Raw genomic sequence first — 14,159 nt, 5'->3', positions numbered from 1 at the left:
CAGACGTAGATATGCCCGAATCGGTCGCCGTCACTGGTGGCAACGGCCGCGTCGGCCAGCACGTCCTCGAACACCTGACCGCACAGGGGTATCGAACGATCAACTTCTCCCGTGGGAAACGGGAAGAAGACCATTCGGACGCATATGTCAGGACTGACCTGCTCAACGTGGGCGACGTGTACGGCGCACTCGCGAAATCTGACCCTGACGCCGTTGTCCACCTCGGGATGATTCCCACACCCGACCACGCGCCGGGACACCGGACCTACGAGAGTAACGTTATGTCCAGCTATCATGTGCTGGAGGCCGCCGGCGAACTGGGTATCGACACGGTCGCGCTGGCGTCGAGTTTCAGCGCCATCGGCGGCGGGTTCGAACCGGACCCCATCACGGTTGACTACCTCCCAGTTGACGAAGACCACCGGCTCACGCCGTCGAACCCGTACGCAATGGGAAAGCAGGCGCTTGAGGTCACCGCCGACGGGTTCGCCCGACGGAGCGCGGACGCGCCGGGGACAATTACATCGCTTCGGTTTCCGTGGGTGGTCGACAACGACTTGGCTCGGGAGACGTTCGTTGAGGCTGACCGTACCCTTGCTGGGCTCCGGACCTCGAAGCATTTCCACACCCAGCGCAACACGCTCTGTGGCTATGTCCACGCTACCGACGCTGTCACGCTCGTCGAAGCAGCCATCGAGGCGTCGTTCGACGGCCACGAGCGGCTCTGGGTGTCAGCCCCGGACACGAGCGCCGAGACGCCAAGCGCCGAACTCGCGGCGGAACTGTACCCCGAGGCTGACTACCGGGGACCGGCAGCCGACGACGAGAACCCGTACACAGCGCTCATCGACACGTCGAAAGCCGAGCGGCTGCTCGACTGGGAACCGATCTGGAGCTGGCGACAACTGGCATGAAGCTGGCGGTGGCCCGTGCATCGCTCCGGACGCCATCATTACCACACCGCATGTAGCGGCTGTTTCAGCCGGAACACGTCACTAAAACGTAATGTGTCTGTAACTAACAGGCATGAGTGACGCAGAGCAGCCAGCCGAGAGTGGGACACACGACCACCACGATCACGACCACGAGGGACCGGGTTATGCCACCCCGCAAGCGGCGATCGAAGCGGCCGAACCTGAACAGACCGCGTACGTGATGGGGCTTCACGTCGGGCAGGACGTCGACGCACCGGACTTCTTGGCTGTCGTCGACGTCGACCCCGACTCCGACACCTACAGCGAAATAATCAATCGGGTCCAGATGCCGAACAAGGGCGACGAACTCCACCACTTCGGGTGGAACGCCTGTTCCTCCTCGTGTCACATGGATGGGTTGGAGCGCCGGCATCTCGTTATTCCCGGCCAGCGGTCCTCGCGAATTCACATCGTCGACACCAAGGAGCGACGTGATCCTGAACTGACGAAGGTCATCGAACCGGAAGAGGTGTACGAGCACGACCTCTCCGCGCCCCACACCGTCCACTGCATTCCCGACGGTGAGATCCTCATCTCCATGCTCGGCGATGCCGACGGCGACCTCCCCGGTGGCTTCCTCGAACTGAACGACGACTTCGAGGTGCAGGGCCGGTGGGACCCACCCGGCGAGATCGAGATGAACTACGACTACTGGTACCAGCCCCGCCAGAACGTAATGCTGTCGACGGAGTGGGCGGCCCCGAAAACCTACTACCCCGGCTTCGATCTGGACGATGTCGAGGACGGGAAGTACGGCCAGCGCCTCAACTTCTGGGACTGGGAGGCCGGCACCGTCGAGCAGACCATCGACCTCGGCGAGGACGGCCTGATTCCGCTGGAAGCCCGCTTCCTGCACACGCCCGAGAGCACTCACGGCTACGTCGGCGCGGCGCTGTCCTCAAACATCATCCATTTCCACGAATCGGACGGTGAGTATCACGCCGAGCCGGTTATCGAGTTCGACGACCGCGAGCACGAGGGGTGGGACATGCCGGTGCCGGCACTAGTGACGGATATCCTCATTTCGATGGATGACCGCTACCTGTTCGGGTCGAACTGGCTCCACGGCGAGGTGTGGATGTATGACATCTCGGACCCGTCGAATCCCCGAAAGGCGGACTCGATCTCCATCGGCGGGTACTTTGGCGATATCCAGCAGGTGCAGGACCGTGATATCGTCGCCGGCCCGCAGATGCTCCAGCTCTCGCTCGACGGCGAGCGGCTGTACTGGACGACCTCGCTGTTTTCCTCGTGGGATAACCAGTTCTTCCCCGAGGAGGCCGAGAACGGGTCGGTGATGCTTAAAGCCGATGTGGACCCGCGAACGGGGACGATGTCGCTGGACCGGGACTTCCTCGTTGACTTTGGTGACTTCCCTGAAGGCCCTGCTCGCGCCCACGAGATCCGGTGGCCCGACGGCGACTGTACCAGCGACGTGTGGCAATGAGGGCGACGCGACCGAGCGGCCGATGACCGAGGTTCTGCTGGACTGGCGGGACAGCGAGCGTACCGAGACGATTTCGGTGCCGGACGGCGAGACGATACTTGACGCCGCTGAAGCCGTGGGTATCGGGCTACCGTTCGGCTGTCGAACCGGCGCGTGCGGGACCTGTACTGCTCGGTTGCTGTCCGGCGACGTCGTCCATCACCGCCCGCCGCGGGCGCTTAAGCACCGGCATCTGTCGGACGGATACGTCCTGCTCTGTATCGCCGAGCCGACGACCGACACGCACCTCGCCGTCGGCGCGACGGTGCAGGCCGAACTGGTCCCGAACCCCTGGAAGTGACGGGGAGCCGGTTAGGCCCGGTGCTGGCCCGACAGCGCTTGCTGGAGTACCTGTCCCAAGAAGCCGATGGCTGGGACGACGAACACCGTCGCGTGCACCCAGGCGTCGTAAGTAATATCGCTCGGCTTGGTCACGAGAAAGAGCCCGTAGAGGACGACCATCACCACGACCCACAGGACGGTGATAATCAGGAACGGCACGGCGTCCTGGACTGGTTCGGTGACAGCTTCGCGCAGTGTGGCGGACATACCCGGATAGTCGGACGGAATCGGCAAAAACGTACTCCGTGACGGTCCGACCTCCGTCACCAGTTCGATGCAGTCGGTTTCGGCCTCGATAGCTGCCGGCACGTCCATGGCGGCGCTGGTGTCGATGCCGCGTGCCCCGGACAACGGCGCACTAGACTGCTGACCGGCCGGCTACTGAAGGCTGATTTTATGTTTTGTACCAGCCATCTCTCAGATATGACCCTCCTCCCGATTGTCGTCGCCCTGTTCGTGTCGCCGGCAGTCACCGCACTGGTGTACGCCGATGCCAGGCGGTGTGACCTGTCCCAGCGGTACTGCACCGCCGCCGCCTCTGCCGTCGGTCTCGCCAGTTTCGGCGGATTTCTCGTCGCCAGTGTCCTCGGCAGTGGGCTCCTTTCGGTGTACTATCGCCTATTGAATCAGCCGGTCATAGCCGTTACGCCGCTTGATTTGCTTCTTTCCTTGCTCTGCTTCGGCCTCGCCACCACTGCACTGGCCGTTCTGGGCTATGGACTCACCAGTCGGTACGGCCCGCTCGCGTCGTCGTAATCGCAGCCGACCCCCGAACGAGTACCCCTAATTTCAAACCCAGCACGGCCCCACCGAGACGTATGGACGACACTGACTGGATCGGCGAGACGTTCACCAGCACGGTCGGGTGGGACCATCTGGAGACGCTGGTCGACATCGGGAACCGGATGGCGGGCAGCGGCGGCGAACGGGCGGCCGCAGAAGCGACCCGTGATGCACTGGCAGAATACACTCGCGACGCCCGACTCTCCGAATTCGAGATACAGGGCTGGGAGCGGGGCGACAGTGCCGTCCACGCCGATGGGTCGGCGGTCGCGGCGCAAGCCCACGAATGCATCGCCCTCCCACGGTCGCCGGCCGACGAGGTGACTGGTAAACTGGTCGATGTCGGTCACGGGCTTCCGGAGGATTTCGAGGACGCCGACTGCGAGGGCCAGATTGTACTGGCCCGCTCGGACGTACCCGACTGGTACGACCGGTATATCCACCGGCGCGAGAAGTACTATCACGCTGTCGAGGCCGGCGCAGTCGGGTTCATCTACCGCAACCACGTCGAGGGTGTGCTGCCGCCGACCGGGAGCGTCGGTACGGCGGACGCACCAATCGGCGAGATCCCGGCTGTTGGCGTCGCCAGCGAGACGGGGGCGCGACTGACCCGGCGCTACGCCGGAGAGGACATAACCCTCAGTGTCGACTGCGGGACCCCCGAGGCGACGAGCCAAAACGTCCACGCCGAACTGGGGCCGGACACCGACGAGCGACTGCTGGTGACCAGCCACGTCGACGCCCACGACATCGCGGAAGGAGCGATGGACAACGGGGCTGGGACGGCGATGGTCGTCGAGGTGGCCCGCGCACTGGCCGGCCGCGAGGACGAACTGGAGACACGTGTGGAGTTCGTCGCCTTCGGTGCCGAGGAGGTCGGACTGGTCGGCTCAAACCGGCTGGCCGACGAGACTGCGCTCGATGGCGTAACGGCCGTGCTCAATTTCGACGGTGTCGTTCAGGGTCGCACGCTGAAGTGTTACACCCACGGCTTCGACGCGCTTTCGGCCGCCGCCGAGGCTGTGGCTGACCGCCTTGACCATCCCATTTCGCTCACACCGGAACAGGGTCCCCACAGCGACCACTGGCCGTTCGTCCAGCGAGGCGTCCCCGGCTACCACGTGACCAGCGAAACCGGTGGCGGGGGTCGCGGTTGGGGCCACACGCATGCCGATACGCTGGACAAACTGGAACCCCGGACGTTCCGCGAGCAGGCTGTTCTCCTGACCGAACTCGCCGTGACGCTTGCGGATGACTCAGTGCAGCCTGCTCACAGAGATCCCGCGGCAATCGCCGATGCGCTCGAAGCCCAGAACCTCGCCGAAGGGATGCGGATTACAGGTGACTGGCCCTTCGATGACTGACGTAACGCGGGTCCCGTCACCGACACGTTCGACACGCGCGACCTGTGATAAAGAATTGCCAGAATTCTAGTATTTCTGGCCCCACCTGCGTTCCGGCGCCTTGGTCGCTAACAGCGGATTATAATGATTTACTCAGTATAGAAGTAACATATTCCGTAGGTTATTTACCATATGGGTACATGGAAATCGATGGCAGGTCGATTGGTCTACGTACTGAAGCCACACGTGAACGCCGTCACCGGCGTTCGCTGCCAAGCTCCCATGCTATTCGGTCTCGCGGAGTCCGAGGCCGAGCCGACGTGAGTAAACCATCCCTGCCGTCGTCAGTCAACACCAACACCAATACTTGACGCGACGGCCGTCCACGTGCCAAGACGGCCGTCGTGTCCACTTTCGGACCGAACTTCTGCGGAACACCAGCTGGTAGCGCACACTGTAGAAAACGACACCCGGCGACGAGGCTCTATGACTCGTACGCCTGTTCAACGTCAGCCTTCGCCGACGGAATGACCTGCTGTTCGGCGCGGCGCATCGACCGCAACGCCTCGTCGGTGAACTCGACATCGAGCGTGGGGAGGGCCCGTGCGAGACCGCCCAGCACCTCGCCAGGATCGATGCTCAGTTCGAAAGCGAAGGCGTTCTGTTCTTCCTGTAGTGGAACGGAGAATTCGAAATGCGTCTGGACGATCTCCGTCGCCGTCTCCTGATCGTATGTGTCGGTGACGGCCGTCCAGAAGTCGTCCCTGTCGGCGGCCACCAGCGGTGCGAGGTCGTCCCCGAACGAGCGCTGGCGGGCTAGCAGTCGCTCCCGGATCTGATCTCGTCGGTCGCCACGGACGGTGTCACGGAGCGCGTTCCAGTAGATATCCCGGGCCAGCACTTCGTCAGCATAGGTGTCGAACGACGCGTCAGTAGCGGCGTAATCCAGCACCGGCTCCAGCTGGTTGAGTATCTCTTGCTGGTAGGACTGGAGCTTCGGCCGGATAACGTGGCGTTCTATCGGACGGCTGTTGTTCAGCAGTTTGCCTGCAACGCGGCCCCCGCTCCCGTTTGATCCGCGTAGCACGGCTGTCACGTCGAACGCCGCGTACGTCTTGTCGACGAACTGCGAGAGGTAACGTTCGAACTCCCGTTCGACGGCACGTCGTGTCACACCCGACTCTGTGGGCTGCAGTGACCTATCCCTTACGCCGATGTTCGCCACCGATAGTCGCTTGCGAGACGGACTGCAGCCCACCCAGCTCGACTGCTGGGTTTCGGTATCACTGCCGGCCTGCACGGACTGCGACGGAGACCCGATTGGCCACAATATTCATTTTGCCGACAATGTTGTCCTTGTGGACGAAATCTGTCACACCGGCATCCAGCGCCTCGCTAGCGATGGATTCCAGTTTCGTCGTCGTCAGGAGGAGAATCGGTAGTGAGTCCGGGAGGTTCCTGGCCAGCTTGATGCCGGTTTCATCCGGCAGATCGTAGTTCGTCACGACACAGTCGACTCCGCGTTGCGCGACGTGTCGCTCTGCTGCACGGGCAGTCGAAACGACATCGACAGTGAAGTTGTAGCCCCGAAGTGCGTCCTGTAGCTGCGTCCCGAGAAAATCACTGTCTTCGACCAGCAACAACCGAACGGTCGTCATAGTACACGATGGGGACAAAACAGATTAAAACCACCGTCAGTGTGTCTCGGAAGCAACCACCGCGACTGCTGTCCAAGGATCGCGCCTCGGTGCTCCGCTGTGGATCTAGCACGACTGTTATCACTGTGCATACCTAACCCTGTCTGTGTCCAGAGACCTTCCCAGCGACGTACACACGGTGCTGACACAACTCGCTGAAGCGGGCGAGACAGCGATCAGTGACGTGGAGTTCGATACGGCTCGACAGACCGTTGCGACGGCCGAGACGGTCAGCCGGAACAAACTCCCGGAGTGTGAGTTGCGCTCGCAGTTGCTCCACGGCTACGAGCAAGTGCGCACCGCGCTCGATAACGACGATCCCGACGCTGCCGCCGAGTACCTCCGAGCGGTGCACCGACGACTTGTGGCTGTCAACGACGGACCACGCTCCGACTAACGCTCCGACTAACACGCGGAACCGGCTTCGGCGGTTGCTGAGCGACAGTATGTGGTGAAAGCTGTTCTCTAGTCACGGTCCGCTCACTCTCGATACACGTCCGCTACTGCACTCGTACTGTCGGACAGTGACTACTGGACTCTCTTCCGTCTTGGTTCCCGTGTTACCGAGGCACTGGCTGGCCCGCTCCCGTGAGAGTTAAGCCACCGACCGATAATACCGTGGTATGTCTCAGCGACTATCACAGGCCGATGACACGCTCGCCGACGCTGGCGAACGCGAACTCGTCGTCGGCGGTGACCGGCCGCTCCGTATCTCTGCGGGCCATCGGTTGTTACACCACGACGGGAAATGCTCGCGCCCGCACGGACACAACTACGAGATCACTGTCCGCGTCACCGGCGAACTCACTGCTGAGGGGTGGGTCGTCGACAAGGGCGAGATTACGGACGTAATCGACGAGTGGGACCACCGCTTCCTGCTTGAGGCCGGCGACCCGCTGGTTGAGGCGTTCGACGCCAGTGGCGACGGCGACGCCGTGGTGGTCCTCGACCACCCGCCGACAGCCGAGGTCATGGCCGCGATACTGGAACAGCGCCTCGCCGACCGCCTCCCGGAGACGGTGTCGGATGTGGCCGTCTCTGTTCGGGAGACCAGCGAACTCTGTATCCGCTGATGCCGGTCGCGAACGACGCGCCCGGGGTCGATATCGAGGGAACCGACGCAGACGCCGAGTCCGGCGACCTGCCCATCAACGAACTGTTCCAGTCGCTTCAGGGCGAGGGCCGACTGGCCGGCGTTCCGAGCGTGTTCGTCCGGACCAGCGGCTGTAATCTGCGATGCTGGTTCTGTGACTCATATCACACCTCGTGGGAGCCGACTCACGACTGGTTCACCGTCGACGATGTAATCGCGGCTATCGAGGAGTACGACGCCAACCACGTCGTCCTGACCGGCGGTGAACCGCTCATTCACGATTCGAGCGAGGACTTGCTGGAACGCCTGGCTGATAGGGGATACCACACGACGGTTGAGACCAATGGGACCGTCGTCCCCGATGCCCCTATCGACCTCGCCAGCGTCAGCCCGAAACTGGCCTCCAGCACACCGACGCCCGAACGCGACCCTGACGGTGATGGCGAGTGGGCGGACCGCCACGAGGAGCGCCGACTTGACGTGCCGACGCTGGCCAACCTCGTCGAGACGTACGACACGCAACTGAAGTTCGTCGTTACGGGCCGCGAAGACATGGCCGAAATTGAGCGCCTCGTCGAGCAACTCCGCGACACTGCGTCTACCCGCGTTCGTGACGACGACGTGTTGCTGATGCCGGAAGGCCAGACGCGCGACCAACTCGAAGCGACCCGGAAGGCGGTCGCGGACCTCGCGCTGGAGTACGGCTACCGATACACGCCGCGACTCCACGTCGACCTCTGGAACGACGCACCGGGCACCTGACTGACCTGACTGACTACAGATGACTGACGATACCCGCGCTGTCGTGCTCGCCTCGGGCGGCATGGACAGCGCCACGGCAGCCTACGAAGCACAGACTCGCGGCTACGACCACCTGTATCTGCTGCATACGAGCTACGGGCAAAACACCGAGGACCGGGAGTACGAATGCGCCAGCGCGCTGGCCGACCACGTCGACGCGGCTGACTTCCTCCACGTCGAAACCGGCCACCTCACCCAGATCGGCGCGTCGTCGCTGACCGATGACTCGATGGAGGTAGCGGACGCTGACACCGACAGCGACGAGATTCCGGCCTCGTACGTCCCGTTCCGGAATGCGAACCTGCTATCGATGGCGGTTTCCTACGCCGAGGCCAACGACTGCGGGGCCGTCTTCATCGGCGCACACAGCGAGGATTTCTCGGGATACCCGGACTGTCGGCCTGCTTTCTTCGACGCCTTTCAGGGCGTCATCGACGCCGGCACGAAGCCCGACACCGACATCGACCTCGTCGCACCCTTCGTCGAGTGGTCCAAGACCGACATCGCCGAACGCGGCGTCGAACTCGGCGTCTCCTACGAGGACACCTGGAGCTGCTACCGGGACGACGAACCGGCCTGTGGAACGTGTGATGCCTGCGCGTTCCGGCTCGAAGCCTTCCAACGTATCGGCGAACGGGACCCCATTGAATACGCGGAACGACCGACATACGCAGAATAAGCAGCGTTCAGGCGGCTGTCCCCCGCCCCCGACGGGCTAGTCGTCGGCTTTGTCCCGAACCAGCCCTTCGAGAATGTACTCTGCCGAGGTCCGCGTCGTCGCCAGCGGTACGTCGTGGACATCACAGATGCGCAGGAGGGCGGAGATATCCGGCTCGTGAGGCTGCGCCGTCAGTGGGTCCCGGAGGAAGACGATGCCGTCCATCCGGCCCTCGGCGACCTCAGCGCCGATCTGCGTGTCGCCCCCCATCGGCCCGCTCTCTTTGCGTTCGACTGTGAGGTCGGTCTCTGCCATGATGCGCTTGCTGGTCGTGCCAGTCCCGACGAGGTCGAACTCCGAGAGTGTTGATTCGTAACTCTGTGCCAGGTCGATCATCTCGGGCTTCTCGTCGTCGTGTGCGATGAGCGCGACGCGGGTCATACCTGGGGCTCTCGGGCCATCGTCTTATGTCATTTGGACGGGGACGTGTCAGCGCCGGTTACCCGTCGACAGAAATCTCTCCGTCAGCGGTTATCGTCACGTCGTGGCCTTCGACAGCGAACGTCAGCGATTCCGTCGTCCTCTCTCCGACGACCGCACGGAGTGATTCGCTGTCGACGTAGGTATCTAACCCGTCAATATCATCCGCATCCAGATCTGTCGCTTCGAGCACCGCATCGGCAATAACATCTCCTGCGGGTTCGGGGCTCACCCAGTCGTCGGACCCCTCCGTGGCCCGGTTCCGCAGCATATATACGGTCCCCTCGTTCGAACTCATACTCCAGTGTATGTTCCCTTCTCTTATAACAGCGGATGAGCTGTTTCACTGTCTGAAGTAACCGGTGCCACGATGGCGGTCTCACACTGCCGGCTCAAACGACCCAAAACGCAGCTATTCGGCAATATATCGCCCCTAGACCTGCTGCTCACAGCGGGTCGCTGTCCCACCACCATCGCTTCCCACCAGCCGGAAGCCGTTCTTATTCTAGTTACTCCGGCGGTGAGCCGACAAGCGGCCGCTCAGGGGCCGCCAATGTGTTCTGTACCAGCGTTCGCGTCCCGCGACGGAGCCGCTCAGAGGCGGCCTGACTGGAGATTCCGAGCTCCGCGGCGAGGTCCGAGAGGGAGGACTCCCGCGGGACAGTGAAGTACCCACGGTTGAGCGCGAGCAACAGCACTTCCTGCTGTGGGTCCGTCACGCCGAACTGGGGGGAGGCTTCCGTGTCGTCAGTGATGGTCTGAATGTCGATGTTGATATCACTGGACACGAGTACGTCACGGAACGACAGCACCGAACTCTTCTCGGGGAACCGGGCTCGGAACACCCAGTCATCTCCGGTCTGTGCGGCACCGAGGAGGAATCCGTCGGCGTTCAACAACGCTTCTCCGATCGTATCGATTATCGTATCAGTTGTATGCAGGGTGTACCAGTGACCATCTCCTTCTGCCGCTACGTGGGCATAATCGGTGATACTCTCGTCCTGGGCCAGATTCGCTTCGATGGCGGGCCGCTCGACGGGGCCAATCCAGGCGACGGCACGGCAGTCGCCACTCTCGCAGTGAAGTCGCTGTATCCGTATCGCTGCTTTACTCAGCGTTTCAGCTGTTCGCTGCAAGAGGGGGGCATCGATGTGAAATTCTACTATCATGTCTCACTGTCACGCAGCAACGGTGATAAACCCCGGTCAGACAGTTGTCGTACCTGAAAACGGTGCTTGTGTAATTTCCGGGTACTGAAGGCTGACGGCGGTATGGACCGGGGTATAGTTGCTTCAAGCACCAATCGATAGCACTCGGGAAATCCACTTAAATTCACAGCATGGCCTACCATGTCTCGGGCTATGAGACACGTCTGGGACCGCGATTACCCATCAGAGATTCTCACCCTGATATGACCCTTCGTACGTCCCCTCGTGCGCGGCATCGGCGAGCACGAGCTGTGCGATCCGCGCGCCCTGTTCGAGTTCGATCGGGTGATGGACCTCAAGTAGCCCCTCGCCTCGCCCTTCGTAGCCGGCGTCCCAGACTGCCGTATCGAGCATACAGGAGTTGCGGAGCAACGACGACCGGGGAAGGAGAAAGCCGATGTGTCCATCTGGAATGACAACCCGGTCGGCGTACTCGACGATATAGCCGCCGCGGTCGAGCTGATAGACACCGTCGTCAGGCTCGATTTCCTGCCGATCCCCGACGGTCTTGTCGCCGCGTTCGATGCGCCCCGGCTCGCTCTGCTCGTAGATCGAACCGAGCGTGAGGTCGACGCCGTTCGGTTGTACCTGCGATTCTCTCAGGTCGCCGAGAGCATCGGCGACGAACCGCCCACTTTTGAACATATGCGGTTCTGTGCGAGTGTCGTGGAAAGAACTGCCGGTCTGGCCGACCGCTGTCCCGACCTGTTGACTCGCTTCTGAGTGACGGACGGAACGGATTTTTATATGAAAAATACGACGGAATACGCGGGATTTATACCGCCGCGCCATCCATTGACGCACGTTATGGGACAGACGCTTACGGAAAAAATTCTCGACGACCATCTCGTCGAAGGGGAGCTAACACCCGGAGAAGAGATCGGGATCGAGATCGACCAGGTGCTGACACAGGACACGACTGGGACGCTTGTCTGGCTGCAGTTCGAAGCGCTGGGCCTCGAAGAGGTTCAGACGGAACTGGCCGCCCAGTACTGTGACCACCAGACCTATCAGTTCGACTTCAAGAACACCGACGACCACCGCTTCCTCCGCTCTGCGGCAGGCACGTTCGGGGCCCACTTCTCGCGCCCCGGCAACGGTATCTGTCACAACGTCCACAAAGAGAACTTCGCCGAACCCGGCAAGACGATGCTCGGGTCTGACTCGCACACGCCGACCCCCGGTGGCCTCGGCGAGCTCGCTATCGGGTCCGGTGGCCTCGACGTCGCCGTCGCCATGGGTGGCGGCGCCTACTACATCGAGATGCCGGAAGTCGTCAACGTCCATCTCGAAGGCGAACTGCCTGAGTGGGCCACCGCCAAGGACGTCATCTTGGAGCTGCTCCGCCGGCTTTCGGTCAAGGGCGGCGTCGGCAAGGTGCTCGAATACACCGGTCCCGGCGTCGAGACGCTGACCGTCCCCGAGCGGACCACCATCACCAACATGGGGACCGAACTCGGTGCGACGTCCTCGATCTTCCCGACGGACGACCAGACCAAGGATTACCTCGAACGCCTCGGCCGCGAGGACGTCTTCGAGGACATCGGCCCCGACGAGGACGCCGAGTACGCCGACGAGATCGTCGTCGACCTCTCGGACCTCGAACCGCTCATCGCAGAGCCGTCCATGCCTGACAACGTCGTCCCCGTCAGCGAAGTCGAGGGTGTCGACGTCGAGCAGGTCATGATCGGTTCCTGTACGAACGGCGCCTACGAGGACATCCTCCCGGCTGCGAAGATGCTGGAAGGGCGCAACATCGACAAGAAGACTGAGATGATCGTCGCCCCCGGCTCCAAGCAGGCCTCCGAGATGCTGGCCCGCGAGGGCTGGACCGCGGAGATGATGGCCGCCGGCGTCAACTTCTCCGAGGCGACGTGTGGTGCCTGTATCGGCATCGGTCACGTCCCGGCCTCCGACTCCGTCTCCCTGCGGACGTTCAACCGCAACTTCGAGGGCCGCTCCGGTATCGAGGACGACAACGTCTACCTCTGCTCGCCGGAAGTGGCCACTGCGGCGGCCATCAAAGGCGAAATCGTCGACCCGCGGGACCTCGCCGACGAACTCGGCGACCTCGAGGCCCCCGGTCTGGAGATGCCCGACCAGTACATCGGCAACTCCGAGTCGGACCTCATCGCGCCGGAGAACGCTGTCGACGACGAACTCATCAAGGGCCCGAACATCGGCGATGTGCCGCTGAAGGACCCGCTCGAGACCGAAGTCGGTGGTGAAGCGCTCCTGAAAATGGAGGACAACATCACGACGGACCACATCATCCCGGCCACACAGGACATCCTGATGTACCGGTCGAACGTCCCGAAGCTCTCCGAGTTCACGCTCTCGCGTGTCGACGACACGTTCGCGGAGCGCGCACTCGAAGCTGACGGCGGCGTGCTCGTCGCTGGCGAGAACTACGGTCAGGGCTCCTCGCGCGAACACGCGGCCCTGTGCCCGATGTACCTGGGTATCGAGACCGTCCTCGCACAGAGCTTCGCCCGCATCCACAAGGCGAACCTGTTCAACTTCGGGATCGTCCCGCTCACCATCGACGAGGAGACCTACGAGAAGATCGAGCAGGGCGACGATATCGAGATCGTCGACGACGCGGCCGAGGCCGTCAAATCTGGCCAGGAAGAGTTCACTATCCGCGTGAACGACGACTGGGAAGCGACCGGCCAACTCGACGCCTCCGAGCGCGAGCGCGAGATCCTCGCCGCCGGTGGCAAACTCTCACACACGAAGCAGCAGCACGACGAAGGCGGCGCTGCACCTGCTGACGACTAAAGCGAGGTCGCGGAGCGACCTCAAATCCGAGCGGGGAGGAACGACCCGCGACGGAGCGATTCCGAGCGGAGCGAGGAATCGCTTTGAAGTCGAACGGCACCTCGTGCCGTGAGACAGCGCGGTCGCTTCCGACCGCGACTTTTTCTGCGCGGCGAAGGCACGAATAGCGAGAAGCCTTTGTAAGGTCGAACGGAGAGGAACGATCCGCGACGGAGCGATTCCGAGCGTAGCGCGGTCGCCTTCTGACCGCGGTTTTCGAGCAGTGAAACGGACATATACGTTAGCCTCAGGACGGCGCTAGCAGAAGTTTGTCCCGCAACAGTACCCCGTACTTCATCCTGACGCGTGCAGTCGGCGCTGACGGAAGTACTTCTAGGACAACTCGGCAGCGATGGAAAAGTTTGGAAAGAGGGGTGGGGGTGGGGGTGGTGGCACCCAAAACGGGTGCGATTATAAGTAGACTCGTCAAACTAAAGAACCTTCCGCCTTTCTAACCTTGTCTCGGTCGTATCG

Annotated in this window: 16 protein-coding genes and 1 pseudogene; 10 read left to right on the top strand and 7 right to left on the bottom strand. The window is 62.4% G+C overall.

Annotation, left to right across the window (positions count from 1 at the left end):
* Positions 1–11 precede the first annotated feature (11 nt).
* The 3 genes from IEY38_RS02310 to IEY38_RS02300 all read left to right on the top strand — a co-directional run bounded on the left by IEY38_RS02310 (position 12) and on the right by IEY38_RS02300 (position 2,761).
* Positions 12–914 carry an NAD-dependent epimerase/dehydratase family protein gene (locus IEY38_RS02310; protein WP_188975004.1) on the top strand — a complete coding sequence of 301 codons (903 nt, stop codon included), beginning with the start codon at positions 12–14 and terminating at the stop codon, positions 912–914.
* A gap of 112 nt (positions 915–1,026) precedes the next feature.
* A complete protein-coding gene (locus IEY38_RS02305; RefSeq protein ID WP_188975002.1) occupies positions 1,027–2,421 on the top strand; it encodes a selenium-binding family protein in 1,395 nt (464 codons plus the stop codon).
* A gap of 22 nt (positions 2,422–2,443) precedes the next feature.
* On the top strand, positions 2,444–2,761 hold the full coding sequence (locus tag IEY38_RS02300) for a 2Fe-2S iron-sulfur cluster-binding protein (protein ID WP_188975000.1): 318 nt from the start codon (positions 2,444–2,446) through the stop codon (positions 2,759–2,761).
* An 11-nt stretch (positions 2,762–2,772) separates the two neighbouring features.
* On the opposite strand, the gene IEY38_RS21210 is transcribed toward IEY38_RS02300, so the two are convergent.
* Positions 2,773–3,153 carry a hypothetical protein gene (locus IEY38_RS21210; protein WP_229775204.1) on the bottom strand — a complete coding sequence of 127 codons (381 nt, stop codon included), beginning with the start codon at positions 3,151–3,153 and terminating at the stop codon, positions 2,773–2,775.
* A 72-nt stretch (positions 3,154–3,225) separates the two neighbouring features.
* Here IEY38_RS21210 and IEY38_RS02290 point away from each other — a divergent pair, with 72 nt between their 5' ends.
* Positions 3,226–3,558, top strand: coding sequence for a hypothetical protein (locus IEY38_RS02290; protein ID WP_188974998.1), 333 nt, complete (start codon positions 3,226–3,228; stop codon positions 3,556–3,558).
* Between the two features lie 62 nt (positions 3,559–3,620).
* Positions 3,621–4,949, top strand: a complete 1,329-nt coding sequence (locus IEY38_RS02285) for a M28 family peptidase (RefSeq protein WP_188974996.1) — start codon at positions 3,621–3,623, stop codon at positions 4,947–4,949.
* A 463-nt stretch (positions 4,950–5,412) separates the two neighbouring features.
* On the opposite strand, the gene IEY38_RS02280 is transcribed toward IEY38_RS02285, so the two are convergent.
* Both IEY38_RS02280 and IEY38_RS02275 read right to left on the bottom strand, forming a co-directional pair.
* Positions 5,413–6,102 (bottom strand): hypothetical protein, encoded by a 690-nt coding sequence (locus IEY38_RS02280; protein WP_188974994.1) that lies wholly within the window; start codon positions 6,100–6,102, stop codon positions 5,413–5,415.
* Positions 6,103–6,211: 109 nt separating this feature from the next.
* Positions 6,212–6,586, bottom strand: coding sequence for a response regulator (locus IEY38_RS02275; protein WP_005537403.1), 375 nt, complete (start codon positions 6,584–6,586; stop codon positions 6,212–6,214).
* A 145-nt stretch (positions 6,587–6,731) separates the two neighbouring features.
* On the opposite strand from IEY38_RS02275, the gene IEY38_RS02270 reads away from it, so the two are divergent.
* The 4 genes from IEY38_RS02270 to queC all read left to right on the top strand — a co-directional run bounded on the left by IEY38_RS02270 (position 6,732) and on the right by queC (position 9,198).
* Positions 6,732–7,022, top strand: a complete 291-nt coding sequence (locus tag IEY38_RS02270) for a hypothetical protein (protein WP_188974992.1) — start codon at positions 6,732–6,734, stop codon at positions 7,020–7,022.
* 226 nt (positions 7,023–7,248) lie between these two features.
* Positions 7,249–7,698: a 6-pyruvoyl trahydropterin synthase family protein gene (locus tag IEY38_RS02265; RefSeq protein ID WP_005537405.1), complete on the top strand. Its 450-nt coding sequence runs from the start codon at positions 7,249–7,251 to the stop codon at positions 7,696–7,698.
* Positions 7,698–8,480 (top strand): 7-carboxy-7-deazaguanine synthase QueE, encoded by a 783-nt coding sequence (locus tag IEY38_RS02260; RefSeq protein ID WP_188974990.1) that lies wholly within the window; start codon positions 7,698–7,700, stop codon positions 8,478–8,480. Before IEY38_RS02265 ends, IEY38_RS02260 begins: the two co-directional genes overlap by 1 nt.
* A 19-nt stretch (positions 8,481–8,499) precedes the next feature.
* Positions 8,500–9,198: a 7-cyano-7-deazaguanine synthase QueC gene (gene queC, locus IEY38_RS02255; RefSeq protein WP_188974988.1), complete on the top strand. Its 699-nt coding sequence runs from the start codon at positions 8,500–8,502 to the stop codon at positions 9,196–9,198.
* A 36-nt stretch (positions 9,199–9,234) separates the two neighbouring features.
* Here the strand turns inward: queC and IEY38_RS02250 are convergent, their stop codons facing one another.
* The 4 genes and pseudogenes from IEY38_RS02250 to IEY38_RS02235 form a co-directional block, all read right to left on the bottom strand.
* Complete coding sequence (locus IEY38_RS02250; protein WP_188974986.1) at positions 9,235–9,618, bottom strand: methylglyoxal synthase; 384 nt, start codon at positions 9,616–9,618, stop codon at positions 9,235–9,237.
* A 58-nt stretch (positions 9,619–9,676) separates the two neighbouring features.
* The gene (locus IEY38_RS02245) at positions 9,677–9,955 is read right to left on the bottom strand and encodes a HalOD1 output domain-containing protein (RefSeq protein ID WP_170096977.1); all 279 of its coding nucleotides are present in this window, start codon (positions 9,953–9,955) and stop codon (positions 9,677–9,679) included.
* Between the two features lie 211 nt (positions 9,956–10,166).
* Positions 10,167–10,826 (bottom strand): helix-turn-helix domain-containing protein, encoded by a 660-nt coding sequence (locus IEY38_RS02240; protein WP_005537411.1) that lies wholly within the window; start codon positions 10,824–10,826, stop codon positions 10,167–10,169.
* A gap of 222 nt (positions 10,827–11,048) precedes the next feature.
* A pseudogene (locus IEY38_RS02235) lies at positions 11,049–11,531 on the bottom strand (deoxyuridine 5'-triphosphate nucleotidohydrolase); the annotation flags it as partial.
* A gap of 141 nt (positions 11,532–11,672) precedes the next feature.
* Here IEY38_RS02235 and IEY38_RS02230 point away from each other — a divergent pair.
* Positions 11,673–13,646, top strand: coding sequence for an aconitate hydratase (locus IEY38_RS02230; protein ID WP_170096978.1), 1,974 nt, complete (start codon positions 11,673–11,675; stop codon positions 13,644–13,646).
* The last annotated feature ends 513 nt before the right edge of the window (positions 13,647–14,159 follow it).

Source organism: Haloarcula sebkhae (assembly GCF_014647415.1).
In the GTDB taxonomy this organism is placed as follows: domain Archaea; phylum Halobacteriota; class Halobacteria; order Halobacteriales; family Haloarculaceae; genus Haloarcula; species Haloarcula sebkhae.
Note: the sequence above shows the minus strand (reverse complement) of the source record. Positions and strands in the feature narration are given on the sequence as shown.

What these genes read in the sequence shown, in the direction of transcription:
- IEY38_RS02310 (WP_188975004.1), top strand. Translation starts at nt 12, where the DNA reads ATGCCCGAATCGGTCGCCGTCACTGGTGGCAACGGCCGCGTCGGCCAG.
- IEY38_RS02305 (WP_188975002.1), top strand. Translation starts at nt 1,027, where the DNA reads ATGAGTGACGCAGAGCAGCCAGCCGAGAGTGGGACACACGACCACCAC.
- IEY38_RS02300 (WP_188975000.1), top strand. Translation starts at nt 2,444, where the DNA reads ATGACCGAGGTTCTGCTGGACTGGCGGGACAGCGAGCGTACCGAGACG.
- IEY38_RS02290 (WP_188974998.1), top strand. Translation starts at nt 3,226, where the DNA reads ATGACCCTCCTCCCGATTGTCGTCGCCCTGTTCGTGTCGCCGGCAGTC.
- IEY38_RS02285 (WP_188974996.1), top strand. Translation starts at nt 3,621, where the DNA reads ATGGACGACACTGACTGGATCGGCGAGACGTTCACCAGCACGGTCGGG.
- IEY38_RS02275 (WP_005537403.1), bottom strand. Translation starts at nt 6,586, where the DNA reads ATGACGACCGTTCGGTTGTTGCTGGTCGAAGACAGTGATTTTCTCGGG.
- IEY38_RS02265 (WP_005537405.1), top strand. Translation starts at nt 7,249, where the DNA reads ATGTCTCAGCGACTATCACAGGCCGATGACACGCTCGCCGACGCTGGC.
- IEY38_RS02260 (WP_188974990.1), top strand. Translation starts at nt 7,698, where the DNA reads ATGCCGGTCGCGAACGACGCGCCCGGGGTCGATATCGAGGGAACCGAC.
- queC (WP_188974988.1), top strand. Translation starts at nt 8,500, where the DNA reads ATGACTGACGATACCCGCGCTGTCGTGCTCGCCTCGGGCGGCATGGAC.
- IEY38_RS02250 (WP_188974986.1), bottom strand. Translation starts at nt 9,618, where the DNA reads ATGACCCGCGTCGCGCTCATCGCACACGACGACGAGAAGCCCGAGATG.
- IEY38_RS02245 (WP_170096977.1), bottom strand. Translation starts at nt 9,955, where the DNA reads ATGAGTTCGAACGAGGGGACCGTATATATGCTGCGGAACCGGGCCACG.
- IEY38_RS02240 (WP_005537411.1), bottom strand. Translation starts at nt 10,826, where the DNA reads ATGATAGTAGAATTTCACATCGATGCCCCCCTCTTGCAGCGAACAGCT.
- IEY38_RS02230 (WP_170096978.1), top strand. Translation starts at nt 11,673, where the DNA reads ATGGGACAGACGCTTACGGAAAAAATTCTCGACGACCATCTCGTCGAA.